Raw genomic sequence first — 18,610 nt, 5'->3', positions numbered from 1 at the left:
CCATCCCAGGAACACCGCGCGGCGGCGCGCTCGAACGACGCCCGGGCCCGCGTGCTGCTGAAGCTCGCGCTCGTTGGAGCGGCCGCGCTTGCGTCGTCGCTGGCGGCGCGCCGCTTCGGCCACGCGGTGGGCGGCACGCTCGCCGGGCTGCCGATGATCGCGGGCTCGATCATGGGCTTCGTGCTGCTGCAAGGGCCGCCCGCGCAGGCGAGCGCGATCGCGCTCGCGACGCTCGCGTGCCTGCCGGCCACCGTCGCGCACGTGCTCTGCTTCGCCTGGTGCGCGACGCGCTTCCGCTGGGGCGCGGCGCTGCTCGCGGCCAACGCAGCGTTCCTGTCGATCGGGGCGGCGCTCCTCGCGCTGCGGCTCCCCCCGGCGGCGGTCTGCGCCGCGGCGCTCGTGTCGCCCGCCCTCGGCGCGCTCGCCATGCCGCGCCGGCCCCTTGCGCCGGCCGCGGTGGCCATCCCGCGCGCCGAGCTCGCCTGCCGCGTCGCCGTCGCGATGGCCATGGCGTGGCTCGTGCTGCGCAGCGCCGGCGTCGCGCCGGCCGGGCTGAGCGGCCTGCTGCTCGCCGTCCCGATCGTCGGCAACGTCCTGCCGAGCTTCACCCTGCCCCGGCACGGCGTGGCCGCCACCGTGGCGCTGCTCGCGGGCTTCGCGCGCGGCCTCCTCGGCTTCGCCGCGTTCTTCGTCGCCCTGCGCGCCGGGCTCGATCGGCTGCCGCCGGCGGCCGCCTACGGCCTCGCCTGGCTCGTCGCGCTGCTCGCGGCGCTGGCCCTGCGCAGGGCCGGCGCCGCCGCGCGGGCCGGCGCTACTTCTTCCCGTCCTGCTTCTCGCCCTTCGCGTCGCCCGCGCTCTCCTTGATAGTGGGCGGCGGGTCCGACTGGACCGTCTTCGCGTCGCCGGGCTCGAGCGTCACCATCATCGTGCGGTTGCCGCGCTCCGGATCCACGAAGGTCACCTCGTGCGTGCCGGGCGGGACCTTGTGCCCCGAGATCGGCGTGGTCCCGAGCGGCTTGCCGTCGAGGAGGATCTCGGTCGGCTGCGCCGAGACGACGTCGAGCATCGGCGTGTCGTCGAGCGGCGGCTCGGGCTCGGGCTCGGGCTCGGGGGTCGTGGCGACCGGCGGCGGCGGCGCTGCGGGCGGCGGCGGGCTCGGGGCCCCGCCGCAGCCGGCGAGGGCGATGACGAAGAGGGCGGCGACTCGGAGCATGCGGCGGAGGCTAGACACGAAATCACGCGCGGGGGAATGGGGAGGAATGGGAGGGGAATGAACCGGCGACGCGGCGCGAATGCGCGGCCCACGCACGCGGCCGCCGCCGCGAGGCGGAGCGTTGCTTTGCCCGACGAGCCCAGGTACTTCTGGTCGCCATGTCGACCGTGGTGACCTGCGGAACGGGGACGGCGAGCCAGCGACAGCCGACGGAGCACGTCTACTACTCGTCGACGAAGAGCCTTTGCAAGACGTGCAAGCAGGCCGTCGACGCCAAGATCCAGTTTTCTGGTGGGGCCGTATATTTCGACAAGTTCTGCCGGGATCACGGCCACCAGCGCGTGCTCGTCGCCTCGAGCGTCGAATGGTACCTCGACGCGCTCTCGTTCGTCGCGCCGCACACGCCGCCGCGCGGCGAGATCCACGCCGTGCGGAGTGGCTGTCCGTTCGACTGCGGCCCTTGCGCCTCGCACCAGCAGAAGGTGTACATGCCGGTCGTCCCGATCACGTCGGCGTGCAACCTCGATTGCCCCATCTGCTACACGGTCAACAAGAACGAGGGGGCGCACCAGCTCGGCGAGCGCGAGTTCGCGGCGATCCTCGGCCACCTGCGCGCCCAGCACGACGAGCTCGACATCATCAACTTCACGGGCGGCGAGCCCACGATGCACCCCGAGCTGCCGAAGCTGCTCCGGATGGCGTCCGAGGCGGGCATCCGCCGCCTCACCGTCTCGACCAACGGGCTCAAGCTGCGGAGCGAGGCCTACGTCCGTGAGCTCGCCGCCGTGGGGGCGCGCATCGTGCTGTCGCTCGACACCTTCGACCCCGAGGTCGACCAGCGGATGCTCGGGGCCAACACCGTGCGCGCCAAGCTCGAGGCGCTCGAGCTTTTGGAGAAGCACGACGTCACGACGACGCTCCTTCCCGCGATCGCGGCCGGCCTCAACGACAGCGACCTCGGCGCGCTCTTCGACCTGATGATGCGGAAGCCGAACATCGTGTCGCTCGAGCTCCACACGCTCACGTTCACGGGCCAGGGCGGCGCGGGGTTCGACCGCGCGGCGCGCATCACGACGCCCGATCTCCACAGGCTCCTCGACGAGCACACGGGCGGCGCGATCGCCGCGCGCGACTTCGTCCCTTCGCCGCTCGCGCACCCGCACTGCTACTCCATCTGTTACCTGCTCGCGCTCGACGGCGGCGGGTTCGTCCCGTTCACGCGCTTCATGGGGCGGGAGAAGCTCTTCGAGCTGCTCGGCGACTCGCTCTACATCCAGCCGCGCGAGCCGGTGGAAGAGGCGCTCCGCACCGCGATGGACGAGCTCTGGGCCGACCCGGACAGGCTGCCCGAGAGCGAGGCGGTGCTCCGGACGCTGAAGCGCCTGCTCCGCGAGATGTTCCCCCCGGGCAAGCCGCTGCGGATCGCCGAGCGGCAGAAGGTCGCCGAGCGCGCGACGAAGGCGATCTACATCCACTCTCACATGGATGAAGAGAGCTTCGACGTCGCCCGCGTCATGAAGTGCAGCGTCGGCGTCCCCGAGGTCGACGGCAGCAACATCCCGACCTGCTCGTACAACGTGCTCTACCGCGAGAACGACGCGCGCTTCGCCGATCCGGACATGCTCGCGCGCATGGGGCGCACCGAGCCGCACCCGCTCCTCGCGCCGGCGCCGGCGCCGGCGCCGCCGGGGAACCGGCGCTCTCTCCCGCTCCTCAAGGTGCCGACATGACCGCCAAGCTCCCGCTCGTCGACCGCAGGTTCACGTTCACGCCCAGCGCGAAGGACCGCGAGGTCTTCCACTCGTTCTCGCGGGGGCTGTGCCCGCAGTGCAAGCGGGCCGTGGACGGCGTGCGGATCCTCCGCGACGGCAAGGTGTACCTCCGCAAGCAGTGCCCGACGCACGGGCAGAGTGAGGCGCTGATCTCCGGCGACGCCGACTGGTTCCTGAGATCGCTCACCTACGTGAAGGAGGGGTCGAGGCCGCTCGAGTACTCGACCCCTGTCGAGCGCGGCTGTCCGGACGACTGCGGCCTTTGCCCGGACCACGAGCAGCACTCGTGCCTTCCGATCATCGAGATCACGAACCACTGCAACCTCGAGTGCCCGATCTGCATCGTGCAGAACCGGCACAACTACAACATGACGCGCGAGGAGTTCGGGCGCGTGCTCGACGGCATCGTGGCCAAGGAGGGGGCGCTCGAGACGATCAACCTCTCCGGGGGCGAGCCGACGCTCCACCCCGAGTTCCTGGAGCTGCTCGACATGGCCCGCGCGAGGACCGAGATCGCGCGCGTCTCCATCTCGACGAACGGCCTGCGCTGCGCGAGCGACTACGCCTTCTGCGAGGAGCTCGCCCGGCGCAAGGTGTACGTCAGCCTCCAGCTCGACGCGCTGAGCAACCCGGCGCTCCGGGTGCTGCGCGGGGGAGGGGACCAGGCCGCCGCGCGGGAGAGGGCGCTCGCCAACCTGAAGAAGGCCGGCGTGCGCACGACGCTCGTGTCGACCGTGGCCCGCGGCGTGAACGACGACCGCATCGGCGACTGCATCCGGCTGCTCTACGAGAACGACTTCATCCTGTCGCTCACGTTCCAGCCGGCGGCGTACACCGGGTACGGCGGCGCGCACTTCGCGCCGCACGATCCGCTCGACGTGATGACCATCCCCGATGTCGTCCGCGCGGCCGAGGAGCAGACGGGGCTGCTCAGGAAGAGCGATTTCCTGCCGCTGCCGTGCTCCCACCCGAGCTGCTTCGCGCTGACCTACCTGCTCAAGGTGGACGGCGAGTTCATCCCGTTCCCGAGGTTCCTCGAGCTCGATCGCTACCTGGAGCTGCTCGCGAACCGCGGCACCATCCGGCCGGACGAGGAGTTCGAGGGCGCGCTGCGCGACGCCATCGACCAGATGTGGACGAGCGCGGGCCAGGTGCCCGACTGCGACAGGATCCTGAAGGTCCTGCGCCGGGCGATCTTCCTCATGTACCCGGAGGAGCGCGCGCTCGCGCTCGAGGAGCGCCTCCACATCGGCGAGGGGCTCGTGAAGACGGTGTTCATCCACGCGTTCATGGACGTGCACACCTTCGAGGTCGACCGCATCAAGAAGTGCTGCACCCACTACGCGCTCCCCGACGGGCGGCTCATGCCCGGCTGCGCGTACAACAACCTCTACCGCGACAGGGATCCGCGCTTCACGGGCCCTGTCGGCGCGCCGCAGATCTGGGGCAAGACGTGACAGGCCTGCTCGCGGGCAAGCGCGCGATCGTCACGGGCGGCGGGCGCGGGCTCGGCCGGGAGATCTGCGCGACGTTCGCGCGGCACGGCGCCCGGGTGGCGTTCACCTACTCGAGGAGCGAGGAGGGCGCGCGGCGGCTCTGCGAGGAGGTCGCGGCCGGCGGGGCGGAGGCGCGCGCGTTCCGGGCGAGCGTGCTCGACGCGGACGCGACGCGCGCGATGGTGCGCGCCGTCGAGGAGGCGTGGGGCGGGGTCGACGTGCTGGTGAACAACGCGGGCGTGTCCCAGAACCTGCCGATGGCGCTGCTCGAGGAGCAGGACTTCGATCACGTGCTCGACCTGAACCTCAAGGGGGCGTACCTCACCGCCCGCGAGGCGCTGCGGTCGATGATCCGGAGGAAGCGCGGCGTCGTGCTGAACATCGGGTCGCTCGCCGGCGTCCGGATGATCGACGCGCCGATCCACTACTGCGCGAGCAAGGCCGGGCTCAAGGGGATGACCGAGGCCATGGCCAAGGAGGTCGCGCGGCACGGCGTCCGCGTCCTGTGCGTCGCGCCCGGGCTCCTCGAGGACGGCGTGGGCCGCAACCTGCCCGAGCACCGGCTCGCCGACTACCTGAAGCACTGCGCGCTCGGCCGCGTGGGCACGTTCCGCGAGGTCGCCGAGCTCGCGGCGTTCCTCGTCTCCGATCGGAACGGGTACATGACGGGCGCCACCGTGGTCGTGGACGGGGGGGTGTGATGGGCGGCGCGACGGCGGAGAGGGAGCGCCGCTGCGTCGTGTTCGGCGGCTCGGGCACCGTCGGCCGCGCCCTCGTCGCGGAGCTCGCGCGGGCGGGGGCGCGCGTGGGGTTCACGTACAGGCAAGGTCGCGATATTGCCGAAGATTTACAGCGCGCGCTCCCGGGCGTGACGGCGCTCGAGGTCGACCTCGGCGACCCGCGCGCGGCGGCGCAGGCGGCGGACGCGCTCGCGCGGAGGCTCGGGGGCGTGGACGCGTTCGCGCACTGCGCTGTGCGCACGTCGACGGTCGAGCCGCCGGCGTTCGACGCGATCGAGGACGTCAGCTTCGAGGGGTTCGCCGACGTGCTCGCCGTGAACGTGACGAGCGCCTTCGCGGCCGCGCGGAGCCTGCTGCCGCACTTCGACGGCGGCGGGAACATCGTCCTCTTCGGCTCCGTCGACGGCATCAAGCCGGTGCCGTCGCCGGTGCCGTACGCCGCGTCGAAGGCGGCGCTCTCCGGGCTCGCGCTGAGCCTCGCCAAGTCGCTTGGCAGGCGCGGGATCCGCGTGAACCTCGTCGCGCCCGGCGTGCTCGAGGCGGGCGCGTCGCGCATGCTGCCGGACGACCTGCGCGCGGAGTACCTCAAGCACTGCGGGCTCCGCCGCCTCGGCAAGGTCGAGGAGGTCGCGGCGCTGGCCGCGTGGCTCGCGCTCGAGAACACGTACGTCACAGGCCAGACGATGATGGTCGACGGGGGGCTCTGATGGCGGCGGCCTCGTCGTCCTCGTCGCGCCTGCGGGTGATGGGCGGGCTCGCCGTGGTGGCGTTCGTCGTCCACGGGGGCAACCACGTGCGGCGGGGGTCGCCGTACGACCTGCTCTGGATGTGCAACGTCGCGCCGATCCTGCTCGCTGCCGGCTGCTTCCTCGCGAGGCCGGACCTCGCGGCGATCGCGGCGCTGTGGCTCGCGTTCGGGACGCCGATGTGGCTGCTCGACGTCGCGACGGGGAGCGGGCTCATCCTGACGACGTTCCTGCCGCACGTGCTCTGCCCGGTCCTCGCCGTGCTCGCGGTGCGGGAGATGGGGCTCGCGCGGCGCGCCTGGCTCAAGGCGACAGGGGCGTTGCTCGCGCTCGTGGGGGTGACGCGCGCGCTCACGCCCCCCGAGGCGAACGTGAACCTCTCGCACCGCGTCTGGGCGGGCTGGGAGGCGATGTTCCCGCGCTACGACAGGTACTTCGCGCTCGTCGCTGCCGCGGCGGCGCTCACGTTCTTCGTCCTCGATCGCGCGCTCGCGGCGTGGCTCGGGCCCCCGCGCCGGGGCGACGAGGACGGCATGACCCGCGGGGCGAGCACGACCTGATGCGCTACATCCTCCTCGACCGGATCACCGCCGTGGAACCTGGCCGCAGCGCGCGCGGGCTGAAGGCGGTGACGCTCACGGACGAGGTCCTCCACGACCACTTCCCCGACTACCCGATCTACCCCGGGGCGCTGCTCGTCGAGGCGGCGGCGCAGCTCGCCGGCTTCCTCGTCGAGGTGACGGAGAACAGGCCAGAGGCCGCGCCGCGTCGGGCGGTCCTCGCGCAGATCGACAGGGCGAAGTTCTACCGGCCGGCGCAGCCGGGCGACAGCGTCGAGCTGTTCGCCGAGGTGGCGCAGTCGCTGGACGCCGCGGCGAAGCTGTCCGTCGGCGCCGACGTGCGCGGGGAGAAGTGCATGCGGGCGACGCTGACCTTCGTGCTGAGGGCGATCGACTCGGAGCGGGTGCACGCGCAGCGCAGGTACCTGTACGCGCTGTGGACGCGCGAGCTCCCGGAGAAGGTGTGGCTGCCGTGACGGCCGTGACAGGCCTCGCGTCCGTCGTGCTGGCGCCCGGAGCGCCGTGCGATCCGTCGCCGTTCCTGCGCGAGAAGAAGAGCAGGAAGTACCTCGGGCTCCAGGACGCGCTCGCGGTGGTGAGCGCCGGGCGGGCGCTCGCCGCCGCGGGGCTCGCCGCGTCGCTGCCGGGCGAGCGCACGGGGCTCTACCTCGCCGTCGGCTACATCCCCTTCCTGGAGCGCGACATCGCGCCCGTGCTCGAGGGGTCGCTCGACGAGCGCGGGGAGTTCAGCCCGGCGCGCTTCGGGGCCGAGGGGTACACGCGGGCGCACCCGCTGCTCGCGTTCCGGTGCCTGCCTAACATGCCCGCCTACCACGTCGCCGCGAACTTCGGGATCGAGGGGCCGTACGCCGTGCTGTACCCGAGCGCGGGGCAGCTCTACGTCGCGCTCGAGGAGGCCGCGCTCGCGCTCGAGCGCGGCGAGGTCGACGTGGCGCTCGTCGTCGGGGTGGCGCACCAGCGCAACTACCTCGTCGAGCACCACATGCGGCGCATCGACGACCCCGTGCCGGCGGAGCGGCTGTTCGACGCGTCGGCCACGGTCGTGCTGGAGCGCGCGGACCACGCGGCGCGGCGGGGGGCGAAGGTGGCGGGGGAGCTCGCGTCGGTCGCGGTGGCGTACGCGCCGTTCGATCCGCTCGCCGGCGCGCCCGCGAGGCGCGAGACGGTCGCGGTCGTGGGGGCGTCGGCCCGTGGGGCCGGGGGAGGCGGCGACGCCGCGGCGGCCGGCGGGGCCGAGGGCGCGGAGCTCGGGCCCGCGTCGCCGCTCGTCGCGGTCGCGCGCGCGTGGGAGGGGGGCGCCGTCGAGGTCGTGCACCGGCTCGAGGGGCGCGACGGGATCGCGGCGGAGAGCCGCTGGATCCGGAGGGCGTCGTGACGGCGCGGCACGCGGTGGTCGTGACCGGGATGGGCGTCGTGTCGCCGCTCGGCGATCGCGTCGACGCGCTCGCGGACGCGCTGCTCGCCGGCAGGAGCGGGATCGGCCCCATCACCCTGTTCGACGCGTCCACCCTGCCGACGCGCATCGCCGGGCAGGCCCCGCTGCCGGCCGAGGTGCCGCTCGGCGACCGCAAGATCGCGTTCGCGCTGGCGGCGGCGAGGAGCGCCGTCGAGGCGTCCGGGCTCGCTCTCGACGCGGGCGGCGCGCCGCGCGCGGACGCGGGCGTGAGCCTGGGGGTCGGCCTCGAGCTCTTCACGATGGATCACCTCGCGGCGGCCCGGCGCCCGGGGTTCGCCCTGCCGGAGGGCCTCGCCGCGCGGCTCGGCTTCATGCAGACGCCCTCGGAGGTGTGCGTCCACGCGCTCGGCCATCGCTTCGGCCTCGCCGCGCCGCCGCTCGTCCACGTGTCGGCCTGCGCCGCGGGCACCGACGCGATCGGCGCGGCGTACCGGCTCATCGCCACGGGCCGCCGCCGCGTCATGCTCGCGGGCGGCACCGACTCGATGATCAACCCGCTCGGCGTCGCGGGGTTCTGCGCCCTCCAGGCGACGAGCCTCCGCAACGACAGGCCCGAGACGGCGTCGCGGCCGTTCGACAGGACGCGCGACGGGTTCGTGATGGGCGAGGGGGCGGCCGTGCTCGTCCTGGAGCGGCTCGACGACGCGCGGGCCCGCGGCGCGCCCGTCCTCGCGGAGGTCGCGGGGTACGGGAGCAGCTTCGACGCGTACAAGATCAGCGATCCGCACCCGGAGGGGCACGGCGCGTTCCTGGCCATGGCGCGCGCGCTCGCCGACGCGGGGATCGGCCCGGACGAGGTCGACGCGGTCAACGCGCACGGGACGGGCACGCCGAAGAACGATCCCGCCGAGACGCTCGCCCTGAAGCGGCTGCTCGGGGAGCGCGCGCGCGGCGTGCCTGTCTCGGCGACGAAGTCGATGATCGGCCACCTGATCTCGGCCTCCGGCGCCGTCGAGGCGGTGGCCGCGATCGCGTGCATGCTGCGCGGCGCGGTGCACCCGACGATCAACCTGCACGCGCCGGACCCGGCGTGCGACCTCGACTACGTGCCGAACGAGGCGCGCGCGCACCGGCAGCGGCACGTGATCTCGAGCTCGTACGGGTTCGGCGGGCACAACGCGGCGATCGTCCTGCGCCACCCGGAGGCGATCCGGCCGTGAGCCCGCTGCTCGAGGGAAAGCGCGTTGTCGTGACGGGCGCGAGCCGCGGCCTCGGCCGGGCGATCGCGCTGGCGTGCGCGCGGGAGGGCGCGGCCGGCGTCGGGGTCGGCTACCGCGAGCGGGCGGCCGAGGCCGCGGAGGTCGCGCGCGCCGTCGCGGAGGAGCGCGGGGGGCGCGCGCTCGCCCTCGGGTTCGACGTCGCGGACGCGGGGGCGGTGGCGGCGGCCGTCGCGCGGTTCGAGGCCGAGGTCGGGCCGATCGACGGCTGGGTCAACGGCGCCGGCGTCGTCGCGCCGGGGCTGCTCGTGACGTGCAACGTGGCCGACCTCCGGGCGCAGATCGAGACGAACCTGCTCGGGCCGCTCGTGTGCTCCCGCGCCGTGCTGCCGCTCATGATGCGGCGCCGGCGGGGCGTGGTGCTCAACGTGAGCTCCGTCGCGGCGGTCCGCCCGGCGCGGGGTCAGGCCGCCTACGCGGCCGCGAAGGGGGGCGTCGAGGCGCTCACGCGCGCGCTCGCCGTCGAGTACGCGAGGAAGGGCGTCCGCGTCGTCTGCCTGCGCCCCGGGGCGATCGACACGGACATGCTGGGCGGGACGCGCGCGCTGGCCGGCGAGGAGATCGTCGCCCGCGTGCCGCAGCAGCGGATCGCCGCGCCGGACGAGGTCGCCGGCTACGCGGCGTTCCTGCTGAGCGACAGGGCCGCGTACGTGACCGGCGCTGTGGCGACGGTGGACGGGGGCTACGCGGTCGGATGACGCTCGAGGAGCTCCTTCGATCGCGCCGCAGCGTGCGGAGCTTCCTCCCGGAGCCGCCGCCGGACGCCGTGATCGAGCGGCTGATCGAGCTCGCCGTCACGGCGCCGTCGGCGAGCAACAAGCAGCCGTGGCGCTTCGTCGTCGTGAAGCGCCCCGAGACGATCGCGGCGATGGCGGGCGCGGTGCGCGAGGCGGTGGCCACGGTGGCGGAGCACGTGCCGCCGGACGGGCGGGCGGGCTTCGTGGCCTACGGCGACTACTTCACGCGGTTCGAGGGCGCGCCGGTCGTGATCGCGCCGATCTTCCGCGGGCATACGGCGCTGTCGGGCCTCGTTTCGCCCACGCTGCCGGCGGAGCTCCACGAGGCGATCGCCGCGATGGAGCGCGACTCGGGGCTCGTCGGCGCGTCGCTCGCGCTGATGAACCTGCTGCTCGCGGCGCACGACGCGGGGCTCGGCGCGTCGGCGATGACGGGGCCGCTGCTCGCGGCGGGGCGGCTCAAGGAGATCCTCGGCGTGCCCGCGAGCTGGGGTATCGTCGCGCTCGTGGCGGTCGGCCACGCCGCCGGCGAGCCGGCGCCGACCGATCGCAAGGCAGGGAGCAAGGTCACGAGGTGGATCCGATGACGGACGCGGGCGCGGCGAGCGCGGACATCCCTCCGCACGTGGTCGAGACGGTGAAGCGCTGCATCGTGGAGAGCCTGGCCGTGGAGCCCGACGCGGTCGCGCTCGGGAGCCGGCTCATCGACGATCTCGGCGCCGACTCGCTCGATTTCGTGGACATCGTGTTCATGGTGGATCACGAGCTCCACATCCGCGCGCGGGAGAGCGAGTTCAACTTCATCACACGGCTCGATTTCTCGTCGCCCGAGGTGATGAAGGAGGGGTTCTTGACCGAGCCGGTGGTGACCCGGCTGGAGACGTGGCTCCCGGCCCTCGCGGCGGTGGAGGACAAGAAGCGGGTGACGCCGCGGCAGCTCTTCTCGCTGATCACCGTCGAGGCGATCTGCATCGTGGCCGCGCGGCGGCTTGCGGCGCCGGGGGCGGCGCCGCCAGGGGGGGGCACATGACGAACACGACCAAGCTCGTCCTTGCCGAAGGCGTCGCGTCGGGCGCGCGCCTCTACGGCAACCAGGTCCGGGTCGGCGCACGCCAACGGAGCAGCGGTGTCGCGACGCCTCACCCGCTGCCGGTCCTCCTGGCCGGGCCGATCCTCCGGCGCGCCACCGAGTCGGGGGCGGTGGTCTGGGTGGCGATGAGCGCGCGCTGCCAGGTGACGATGAGCGTCCTGTCGTCGGCGAGCCTCTTCCGTGACGATCGTGCGGCGTGGCGGGTGGTGGCGTCCGGCAGCAGCCGCGACATCAAGCAGCTCGGCGCGCACCTGTTCGTCGTGGCCATCGAGGCGAGCGGCGCGATCACCCCGAACGTGATCCACGCGTATGATCTCGAGTTCGAGGCGCCGGACGGCATGGCCTTCGATCACGATCAAGGGCTCCTGGCAAAAGAGGAGATTGCCTACAAGTGGTTTCCGCTGCCCACGTTCTTCGTGAGCGATCAGCGCCAACGACGGCTCAATTTTCTGCACGCCTCGTGCCGGAAGCTCCACGGCCCGGGGCAGGACGCCATCCGCGCGGCGAACGATCACATCGAGACGGGGGCGGACGACGTGTCCTTGCGCCCCGCGGCGTTCTTCTTCACCGGTGATCAGATCTACGCCGACGACGTGCCCGGCGATCTCGGCGAGGCGGTCGCGCACGCGGGCGAGCTGCTCACCGGCTACCGCGAGCTGCTCCCCGATCACGACGCGATCCCCCGCGAGGCGCGCGGCCGCTACCCGCGGCAGCTCCCCTACGACCGGCGCAGCCCGGGCGGCCACGCACGCCAGGACGTCCTCACCCCGGCGCACGGCTTCACCTACGACACGGAGATCGGCCCGCACCACCTCATGAGCTTCGGTGAGTATGCGGCGATGTACGTGCTCGCATGGTCCCCCGAGCTGTGGCGGGCGCGGACGTTCGCCCGCCACCGCTCGTTCTTCCGCTCGCGCGAGCAAGATCTGGTGGCCATCCGCCGGGTGATGGCGAACGTCCCCTGTTACATGATGATGGATGACCACGAGACGAGCGACGACATCGTCCTGGTCGCCGATCAATGGGACCGTATCCGCCACAGCTACGTGGGCCGCTGGGTGGTCGCCAACGCCTGGTCGGCGATCTGGGCGTTCCAGATGCTCGGCCAGCGCACGCGAGCGGACAGCGCCTTGTGGCCGCACCTGCGTCGGTACATCTCCGCGGCGACGGCGCTCGGCGCGCACGCGTTCGATCCCCCGTCGGCGTCGGACGCGTCGGTCCGCGCGATGTACGACCAGCACCGCGCCGCGTTTCACCGGGCGCGGGACGCGTACTCGTGGAACGTCGTTTCTTACAGCGGAGGTTTCGATCACGTCGCGCCCACGCACCCTCCAGCGGTGCTCGTCGACATGCGCACGAGGCGCGGGCTGGACGACGGGTGCCCGGCGCTGCTGAGCGGGCCGGCGATGCGCGAGCTGGGCTCCACCGTCAGCGGCCTGGAAGGAGGGGCCGAGACGCCCGTGCTCCTGGTGTCGCCGGCGCCGGTCATCGGCATGCCGCTCATCGAGGCGCAGCAGATGGGCAGGGCCACCGACTATCCGCGCGATCCGGAGGCCTGGTCGCTCAACAGCCGCGCCTACTTCGAGCTCTTCGACACCCTGAGCAGCAGCGGGAAGAGGGCCGTGGTCGTGCTCTCGGGGGACGTCCACTACGGCTTCATGATCAGCGCGCGCTTCTATTCCTTGAGGCAGAGTCGAGGCGTCGCGATAGCGCAGCTCACGAGCAGCTCGCTGCGCAACCAGAGCGCTGGAGACTCCAGGGATCTCCTCCGGCTGGGCCGGTCGCTGCAAGGACGGAGCTTCAGGCACGTGTTCGACAGCAGCGAAAGCCACCGGGTCGAGCACGCCCCGGAGCACGGCGTCCCTCACGCATCGACCAGCGACGGCACGCTCGACTTCGGCTTCGAGGCGGTCAATGGAAGCGATTACCTCGCCATGGACAACAACGTGGGTATCGTCACGGTGGCATGGGATGAGGCGCGCGTGACGGTCGACCAGCGCCTCGTGGGCGTGGGGCTCGGCGGCGACCCGGGCTCCGTGGTCCTCGAGTGAGCGCCCTGCTCAGGAGCCGTTCGCGCCGCGCAGGGCGGAGCGGGTCTCGTCGTCGAGCAGCCCGGTGACCGCGATGCCCTGCTGCTCCTGGAAGCGCGCCACGGCGGCGTGCAGGCGCGCGCGCCGCTCGTCGTCGGTCTCGGCGCCGTGGCCGGGCAGCAGGAGGCCGAGGTTGGCGAGGCGACCCATGGCCCCGGAGTCGTCGTCGTGGGGATCGAGGTGGCCGATGAGCACGGAGAGCCTCACGCGGCGATCGGGCACGACGAGCTCGACCCGCCCCACGTGAGCGGGCACCTCGAAGCGCACCACGCCGTCGCCGTCGGCGGTCGCCTCGATCGGCGCGCCCGCGCCCTCGACGACGCAGCGCGCGCCGGCGAGCGCCTCGTCCTCGATCGCCAGCGCGATCTCCACCTCGATGCGCGGCGGAGCGCCCCGGAAGCGGTTCGCGGCGTGCGGCGTGAGCGCGGCTCCGCGCGAGGGCTCCTCTGGGAGGTAGAGCACGTCCCCCGGCGCGAGGATCTCGGGCGAGGCCCTCCGCTCCCGGAGGGCCTGGTTCCTCGGGTGATTCCACACCTCCTCGGCGTCGAAGCCGAAGCGGTACGCGAGACGTGAGAGATAATCGCCCTGGCGGACGACATAGGGACGCACAACGCGGATCATAGAAGAGGCCCGCCCCGACAACAACCTGAGCGTCATCGCGTCATCGCAGCGTCCCGCTGCGCCCGCCTCGCACGCCGGTGCTGCCCAGGTCGCCACCGCCTCCCTGGGCTGTTGCCGCTCGCCCGTGTTTCCTTTATGTGACGCGCGTTACGTAGCACGGAGGATCAGGCAGCAAGCTCATCAACCGTCCTGTCACCACGGAAAGAGGCCAAGGCATGACCATCAAGCACGTGGGTTTCACAAGAGCGCTCTCGGCGTTCCGCGGCGCGCTCGCGCTGACCGCGGTCGCGGCATGTTCGTCCGACCATGCTCCGCCCGACGTCGGCGAGCCCGCGCCGGGCCTCGATCCGGCGGGGGCCGCCTCGCTCATCGGCCCGGCCGAGATATGGAAGGAGCGCGTCAGCGACCTCCCCATCTACCGGAACCGCCGCTATTCCCCCGAGGAGCGCGCCGCGGACCTCGTCTCGCGCATGACGCTCGCCGAGAAGGCCAGCCAGATGATCAGCAGCCGGGCGCCGGCCATCCCGGCGCTCGGCATCCCCGCCTACGGCTGGTGGAACGAGGCCGCGCACGGCGTCGCGCGCGAGCAGGTCAACGACCGCGGCAACCCGCCCAACACCATCAACACCACGTCGTACCCCGTCGATCTCTCCCTGGGCTCGACCTGGAACCCGGAGCTCATGTACCGCGAGGCGCGCATGATCTCCGACGAGGCGCGCGAGGTCTTCAGCGACAACAAGCTCAACCTCAACTTCTACGCCCCGACGATCAACCTGGCGCGGGATCCCCGCTGGGGGCGCAACGACGAGGCGTTCAGCGAGGATCCGGTGCTCACCGCCGCCATCTCCGCGCAGTTCGTGAACGGCATGGAGGGCAAGGACCAGCGCGGCCGCCTCCTGGTCGACAGCGGCGGCTACCTGAAGGTGAACACGACGCTCAAGCACTACGCCGCGAACAACAGCGAGTTCAACCGCCGCAATGGCACCTCGGACATGGATGAGCGGACCTTGCGCGAGTACTACACGGCGCAGTTCCGCGACGTCATCCGCGCGGCGCGTCCGGCGTCGATCATGAGCGCCTACAACCGCGTCAACGGCGTGCCCGTGGCCGCCAGCATCCAGCTCAAGGAGGTGCTGGCGCGCTCGACCTTCGGCTTCCGGGGCTTCTTCACCTCGGACTGCGACGCGATCCGCGAGATCCAGTCCGGGCACCGGTGGCAGCCGCCCGGCTATCCCCACCCGCTCGACGCGTATGAGCGCCACGCCTTCGCCGCCGTCGCGGGCGAAGATCTCAACTGCAACTGGGGCTACCACGACAGCTACAGCTACGCGAACACCCTCGTCGAGGCGGTCGCGCGCGAGATCCCCACCCCGACGGGCACCTTCAACGAGAACGACGTCGATCCGCTCGTCACCCGGCTCTTCGCCGCGCGCATTCGCCTCGGCGAGTTCGACGACGACGCCCGCGTCCCGTGGGTCACCCGGGCGCGGGCGCGCGTCCCGCAGGGGACGTGGACCAACAGCGACGACAACGGCGCGATCACCCAGACGCCCGAGCGGCTCGCGATGGCGCGCGAGGTCGGGGCGGAGGCGATCGTGCTCCTCAAGAACAGCGAGACCCGGCGCAAGGACGGCTCGACAGGCACGCTGCTGCCGCTCCGGGTCCCGGCCTCCGGCGCGTTCCGCCTCGCCGTGATCGGCACCTACGCGAACCCTGCCGAGGTCTTCCTCGGCGGCTACTCGAGCGACCAGGGCCCCGCGGGCCACGCCAACACGGTGAGCGGTTACAGCGGCGTCAGGGCCGCCGTCCAGGCCATCAACCCCGCGGCCGTCGTCGACTTCTATCCCGGCGTGACGCCGGGGACCCTGACCGAGGTGGACGCGGCCTCCGTCGCCGCCGCCGCCGACTACGACGCCGTCGTCGTCTACGTGGGCACCGACGAGCGCCATTCGCGCGAGGACGTGGATCGCAGGACGCTCGATCTGCCCGGCGCGCAGGCCGAGCTCATCCGCCAGGTGGCGGCGCAGAACCCGAGCACCATCGTCTACATGGAGACCGTCGGCCAGATGGAGGTCGGCGGCTTCGAGCCCGACGTGGCGGCGCTGCTCTGGAGCTCCTACAACGGCCAGCGCAAGGGCGAGGCGCTCGCGGACGTCCTGCTCGGCGCCCAGAATCCGAGCGGCCGCCTGCCCTTCACCTGGTACACGAACCTCTCCGACCTGCCCCCGATCGACGATTACGCCATCCGGCCGACGGAAGGCAGCCGCGGGCGCACGTACATGTACTTCGAGGGCCCGGTCACCTATCCGTTCGGTCACGGCCTCAGCTACACCCGCTTCGAGTACTCGGACCTGCAAACCGATCAGCAGGAGGTCGACGCGAACGGCACGCTGCGGGTGAGCGTGAGCGTCAGCAACGCCGGCAGCGTGGCCGGCCAGGAGGTTGTGCAGCTCTACGTGAGCACGCCCGACGCCCCCGCCGCGCTCGAGCGTCCCCGGAAGCGGCTGCGCGCGTTCCAGAAGATCGCGCTGGGCCCGCAGGAGAGCCGGACCGTGCGCTTCGATCTGCGCATCGCGGATCTGGCCTTCTTCGACGAGGCGCAGGGGCGCTACACGGTCGACGCGGGGACCTACGGGGTCCAGATCGCGCGCTCCGCCGCGGACCAGGACGTCGCGCAGCAGGCCCTCGTCACGGTGACGGGCGCGCTCCGTGCGGTGCCCGCGGTGGTGACGGCAAAGCCGCAGATCGTTGGCGATCACGACCTCGGCATCCAGCAGCGGGTCTTCTTCCCGGTCGGCGCGGAGATCGATCCGCAGCTCACGGTCTCGCTGAGCGACGAGACGCTCCACGGCTACATCACCAAGGGGGCCAGCGGCCCGCTCCCCGAGGGCATGCGGGTGAGCTTCGAGAGCAACCGGCCCCGGGTGGTCTCCGTGGACGGCGACGGGGCGATCCGCACGATCGCGCCCGGTGTGGCCACGGTGACCGCGTCCGTCGAATACCGCGGTGTCACAGCGAAGGTCGATTTCGTCATCTACGTGCGATCGACGTGACCACGTGACCACGTGACCACGTGACCACGTGAACCGATGGGCTCGTTGGCCCCGGCGCCGGGCGGCGGAATTGCCGCCCGCGGGGCCAGCGCTGGCCCTGTTCCCGTCTCGATGAGCGCGACCTCCGGGCGCGCGATCGAGCGGCGCGACGCGCACCCGGAGAACCCCGCCTGCCCCGGCGCCGTCTTGGCGACTTGCCCGCGCCGATCCGCCTCGCCATCTTTCCAGGCCTATCTCGATCGCGCGGTGCGCGGATGAGCCCGCATCACGGCATGGCCCGTCGTGAAACCCTCGATCGGGGAACCACAGGAGCCACCGAATGAAGAAGAGCCTACCTGACGACGGACTCCGGCTGCCGGTGAAGCTCGACTCGACGAGCAACGGTGAGTACTGGCCGCGACCGCCGGACCCGGCGCTGCGCGAGGTGCAGCGGAGCGCGATGGAGAGCGCGCTGGAGAACGCGCGAAAGCTCGGGATGAGCCGGCGCGAGTACCTGGCCAGCACGTGCGGCGCCGCGACGGTCTTCCTCGCGCTGAACCAGCTCGGCTGCAGCGGCGGGCGTTACCAGGTCACGAGGGAGTCGACCGTCGACCCCGGCGCCGCCGACGAGGTGCTGACCGGCAAGGAGTTCATCTTCGACGTGCAGACGCACCAGGTGAGCGCGGAGCGCGTCTGGTGGAAGGAGGGGCAGCCGTCGCTCGCCGATTTCCTCAAGACGACGCCGCAGGCGGAGTGCGGCGCGCCGTCGTGGGCGCGGTGCTTCACCGATGACGTGCTGATCCGCGAGGTCTTCATGAACAGCGACACCCAGCTCGCTGTGCTGAGCGGGCTGTGGGGAGATCCGCTGCCCATCCTCACGGAGGAAGCGGCGCGCACGCGGGAGAAGGTCGCGCAGCTCGGGCGCGACCGGCTGCGCATCCACGGCGTCGTCCAGCCGACCGCCGCGCCCTGGGAGAAGATCGCCGACGACATGCGCCGGCAGGCCGAGACATTGCAGCTCAGCGCGTGGAAGCTCTACACGGTGTGGGGGCCGACGGGGGAGGGCTGGTGGCTCGACGACGAGGTGGGCCGCAGGACGATCGAGCACGGCCTCGCCGTCGGCGTCCCGATCTTCGCCGTGCACAAGGGGCTGCCGCTGTCGGGGATGAACCCGGCGTACACGCGGCCGAAGGACGTCGGGCCGGCGGCGCGCGCGTTCCCGAAGGCGACGTTCCTCATCTACCATTCCGGCTACGAGCCGGACGTCACCGAGGGGCCCTATGACCCGAAGGCGACGCGCGGCGTGGACGCGCTGATCCGCTCGCTCGAGGAGAACGGCATCGGGCAGAACGGGAACGTGTACGCCGAGCTCGGCTCCACCTGGCGCGAGGTGATGAAGAGCCCGGACGAGGCGGCGCACGTCGTGGGCAAGCTGCTCAAGCACCTCGGCGAGGATCGGATCCTCTGGGGGACCGACGCCATCTGGTTCGGCTCGCCGCAGGATCAGATCCAGGCGTTCCGCGCGTTCGAGATCACCCCCGAATTCCAGGAGCGCTACGGCTATCCGGCGCTGACCCCGGAGCGGAAGGCGAAGATCTTCGGCCTCAACGCGGCGCGCGTGTACGGCGTGAACGTCGCCGAGGCACGGAAAGCGCACCTCGTTGACGACGTGAGCCGCGCCCGCGCGGAGTACGCGAACGCCGGGGCGCCCTCGTTCCAGACCTACGGCCCGAGGACCCGCCGGGACATGCTGCGGTTGCTCGATTTCACGCGCGGTATGCCGGACTGAGGCTGGATGAGCACCCATCGGAGCGCTCAC

At 72.2% G+C, this 18,610-nt stretch carries 17 protein-coding genes; 15 read left to right on the top strand and 2 right to left on the bottom strand.

Annotation, left to right across the window (positions count from 1 at the left end):
* Nucleotides 1–51: 51 nt before the first annotated feature.
* The gene (locus WMF24_RS20970; protein ID WP_437738197.1) at nucleotides 52–864 is read left to right on the top strand and encodes a hypothetical protein; all 813 of its coding nucleotides are present in this window, start codon (nucleotides 52–54) and stop codon (nucleotides 862–864) included.
* On the opposite strand, the gene WMF24_RS20965 is transcribed toward WMF24_RS20970, so the two are convergent.
* Nucleotides 812–1,213: a PEGA domain-containing protein gene (locus WMF24_RS20965; RefSeq protein ID WP_437738196.1), complete on the bottom strand. Its 402-nt coding sequence runs from the start codon at nucleotides 1,211–1,213 to the stop codon at nucleotides 812–814. The two genes, WMF24_RS20970 and WMF24_RS20965, sit on opposite strands and share 53 nt — an antisense overlap.
* A gap of 158 nt (nucleotides 1,214–1,371) precedes the next feature.
* Between WMF24_RS20965 and WMF24_RS20960 the strand changes: the two genes are divergently transcribed.
* Genes WMF24_RS20960 through WMF24_RS20905 form a run of 12 tightly spaced genes read left to right on the top strand, consistent with a single transcriptional unit; the run spans nucleotide 1,372 to nucleotide 13,099 of the window.
* The gene (locus tag WMF24_RS20960; protein ID WP_437738195.1) at nucleotides 1,372–2,943 is read left to right on the top strand and encodes a radical SAM protein; all 1,572 of its coding nucleotides are present in this window, start codon (nucleotides 1,372–1,374) and stop codon (nucleotides 2,941–2,943) included.
* Nucleotides 2,940–4,442 (top strand): radical SAM protein, encoded by a 1,503-nt coding sequence (locus tag WMF24_RS20955; RefSeq protein WP_437738194.1) that lies wholly within the window; start codon nucleotides 2,940–2,942, stop codon nucleotides 4,440–4,442. The genes WMF24_RS20960 and WMF24_RS20955 overlap by 4 nt, the downstream gene beginning before the upstream one ends.
* Nucleotides 4,439–5,182 (top strand): SDR family NAD(P)-dependent oxidoreductase, encoded by a 744-nt coding sequence (locus WMF24_RS20950; RefSeq protein ID WP_437738193.1) that lies wholly within the window; start codon nucleotides 4,439–4,441, stop codon nucleotides 5,180–5,182. Before WMF24_RS20955 ends, WMF24_RS20950 begins: the two co-directional genes overlap by 4 nt.
* Nucleotides 5,182–5,928: an SDR family NAD(P)-dependent oxidoreductase gene (locus WMF24_RS20945; RefSeq protein ID WP_437738192.1), complete on the top strand. Its 747-nt coding sequence runs from the start codon at nucleotides 5,182–5,184 to the stop codon at nucleotides 5,926–5,928. Before WMF24_RS20950 ends, WMF24_RS20945 begins: the two co-directional genes overlap by 1 nt.
* Entirely contained in the window at nucleotides 5,928–6,527 is a 600-nt protein-coding gene (locus WMF24_RS20940) for a hypothetical protein (protein WP_437738191.1), read from the top strand. Before WMF24_RS20945 ends, WMF24_RS20940 begins: the two co-directional genes overlap by 1 nt.
* Nucleotides 6,527–7,003 carry a 3-hydroxyacyl-ACP dehydratase FabZ family protein gene (locus WMF24_RS20935; protein WP_437738190.1) on the top strand — a complete coding sequence of 159 codons (477 nt, stop codon included), beginning with the start codon at nucleotides 6,527–6,529 and terminating at the stop codon, nucleotides 7,001–7,003. Before WMF24_RS20940 ends, WMF24_RS20935 begins: the two co-directional genes overlap by 1 nt.
* Nucleotides 7,000–7,923 (top strand): beta-ketoacyl synthase N-terminal-like domain-containing protein, encoded by a 924-nt coding sequence (locus WMF24_RS20930; protein ID WP_437738189.1) that lies wholly within the window; start codon nucleotides 7,000–7,002, stop codon nucleotides 7,921–7,923. Before WMF24_RS20935 ends, WMF24_RS20930 begins: the two co-directional genes overlap by 4 nt.
* Nucleotides 7,920–9,164: a beta-ketoacyl-[acyl-carrier-protein] synthase family protein gene (locus WMF24_RS20925; protein ID WP_437738188.1), complete on the top strand. Its 1,245-nt coding sequence runs from the start codon at nucleotides 7,920–7,922 to the stop codon at nucleotides 9,162–9,164. The genes WMF24_RS20930 and WMF24_RS20925 overlap by 4 nt, the downstream gene beginning before the upstream one ends.
* Nucleotides 9,161–9,919, top strand: coding sequence for an SDR family NAD(P)-dependent oxidoreductase (locus WMF24_RS20920; RefSeq protein WP_437738187.1), 759 nt, complete (start codon nucleotides 9,161–9,163; stop codon nucleotides 9,917–9,919). The genes WMF24_RS20925 and WMF24_RS20920 overlap by 4 nt, the downstream gene beginning before the upstream one ends.
* The gene (locus WMF24_RS20915; protein WP_437738186.1) at nucleotides 9,916–10,545 is read left to right on the top strand and encodes a nitroreductase family protein; all 630 of its coding nucleotides are present in this window, start codon (nucleotides 9,916–9,918) and stop codon (nucleotides 10,543–10,545) included. The genes WMF24_RS20920 and WMF24_RS20915 overlap by 4 nt, the downstream gene beginning before the upstream one ends.
* Nucleotides 10,542–10,988, top strand: coding sequence for a phosphopantetheine-binding protein (locus WMF24_RS20910; RefSeq protein ID WP_437738185.1), 447 nt, complete (start codon nucleotides 10,542–10,544; stop codon nucleotides 10,986–10,988). The genes WMF24_RS20915 and WMF24_RS20910 overlap by 4 nt, the downstream gene beginning before the upstream one ends.
* On the top strand, nucleotides 10,985–13,099 hold the full coding sequence (locus WMF24_RS20905) for a hypothetical protein (RefSeq protein ID WP_437738184.1): 2,115 nt from the start codon (nucleotides 10,985–10,987) through the stop codon (nucleotides 13,097–13,099). The genes WMF24_RS20910 and WMF24_RS20905 overlap by 4 nt, the downstream gene beginning before the upstream one ends.
* A 9-nt stretch (nucleotides 13,100–13,108) precedes the next feature.
* Here WMF24_RS20905 and WMF24_RS20900 read toward each other — a convergent pair whose 3' ends face one another.
* The gene (locus tag WMF24_RS20900; protein ID WP_437738183.1) at nucleotides 13,109–13,747 is read right to left on the bottom strand and encodes a peptidoglycan-binding protein; all 639 of its coding nucleotides are present in this window, start codon (nucleotides 13,745–13,747) and stop codon (nucleotides 13,109–13,111) included.
* Between the two features lie 227 nt (nucleotides 13,748–13,974).
* Here WMF24_RS20900 and WMF24_RS20895 point away from each other — a divergent pair, with 227 nt between their 5' ends.
* Together WMF24_RS20895 and WMF24_RS20890 are read left to right on the top strand one after the other, a co-directional pair.
* Entirely contained in the window at nucleotides 13,975–16,812 is a 2,838-nt protein-coding gene (locus WMF24_RS20895) for a glycoside hydrolase family 3 C-terminal domain-containing protein (RefSeq protein ID WP_437738182.1), read from the top strand.
* Nucleotides 16,813–17,131: 319 nt separating this feature from the next.
* Nucleotides 17,132–18,580 carry an amidohydrolase family protein gene (locus WMF24_RS20890; protein ID WP_437738181.1) on the top strand — a complete coding sequence of 483 codons (1,449 nt, stop codon included), beginning with the start codon at nucleotides 17,132–17,134 and terminating at the stop codon, nucleotides 18,578–18,580.
* Nucleotides 18,581–18,610: the final 30 nt, after the last annotated feature.

Source organism: Sorangium sp. So ce1335 (assembly GCF_051521615.1).
GTDB lineage: Bacteria > Myxococcota_A > Polyangia > Polyangiales > Polyangiaceae > Sorangium.
The sequence above is the reverse complement of the archived record's forward strand: the minus strand, read 5'-3'. Positions and strand labels throughout refer to the sequence as shown.

Coding starts and splice junctions, on each gene's coding strand:
- WMF24_RS20965 (WP_437738196.1), bottom strand. CDS start 1,213: ATGCTCCGAGTCGCCGCCCTCTTCGTCATCGCCCTCGCCGGCTGCGGC.
- WMF24_RS20960 (WP_437738195.1), top strand. CDS start 1,372: ATGTCGACCGTGGTGACCTGCGGAACGGGGACGGCGAGCCAGCGACAG.
- WMF24_RS20955 (WP_437738194.1), top strand. CDS start 2,940: ATGACCGCCAAGCTCCCGCTCGTCGACCGCAGGTTCACGTTCACGCCC.
- WMF24_RS20945 (WP_437738192.1), top strand. CDS start 5,182: ATGGGCGGCGCGACGGCGGAGAGGGAGCGCCGCTGCGTCGTGTTCGGC.
- WMF24_RS20940 (WP_437738191.1), top strand. CDS start 5,928: ATGGCGGCGGCCTCGTCGTCCTCGTCGCGCCTGCGGGTGATGGGCGGG.
- WMF24_RS20935 (WP_437738190.1), top strand. CDS start 6,527: ATGCGCTACATCCTCCTCGACCGGATCACCGCCGTGGAACCTGGCCGC.
- WMF24_RS20915 (WP_437738186.1), top strand. CDS start 9,916: ATGACGCTCGAGGAGCTCCTTCGATCGCGCCGCAGCGTGCGGAGCTTC.
- WMF24_RS20910 (WP_437738185.1), top strand. CDS start 10,542: ATGACGGACGCGGGCGCGGCGAGCGCGGACATCCCTCCGCACGTGGTC.
- WMF24_RS20905 (WP_437738184.1), top strand. CDS start 10,985: ATGACGAACACGACCAAGCTCGTCCTTGCCGAAGGCGTCGCGTCGGGC.
- WMF24_RS20895 (WP_437738182.1), top strand. CDS start 13,975: ATGACCATCAAGCACGTGGGTTTCACAAGAGCGCTCTCGGCGTTCCGC.
- WMF24_RS20890 (WP_437738181.1), top strand. CDS start 17,132: ATGAAGAAGAGCCTACCTGACGACGGACTCCGGCTGCCGGTGAAGCTC.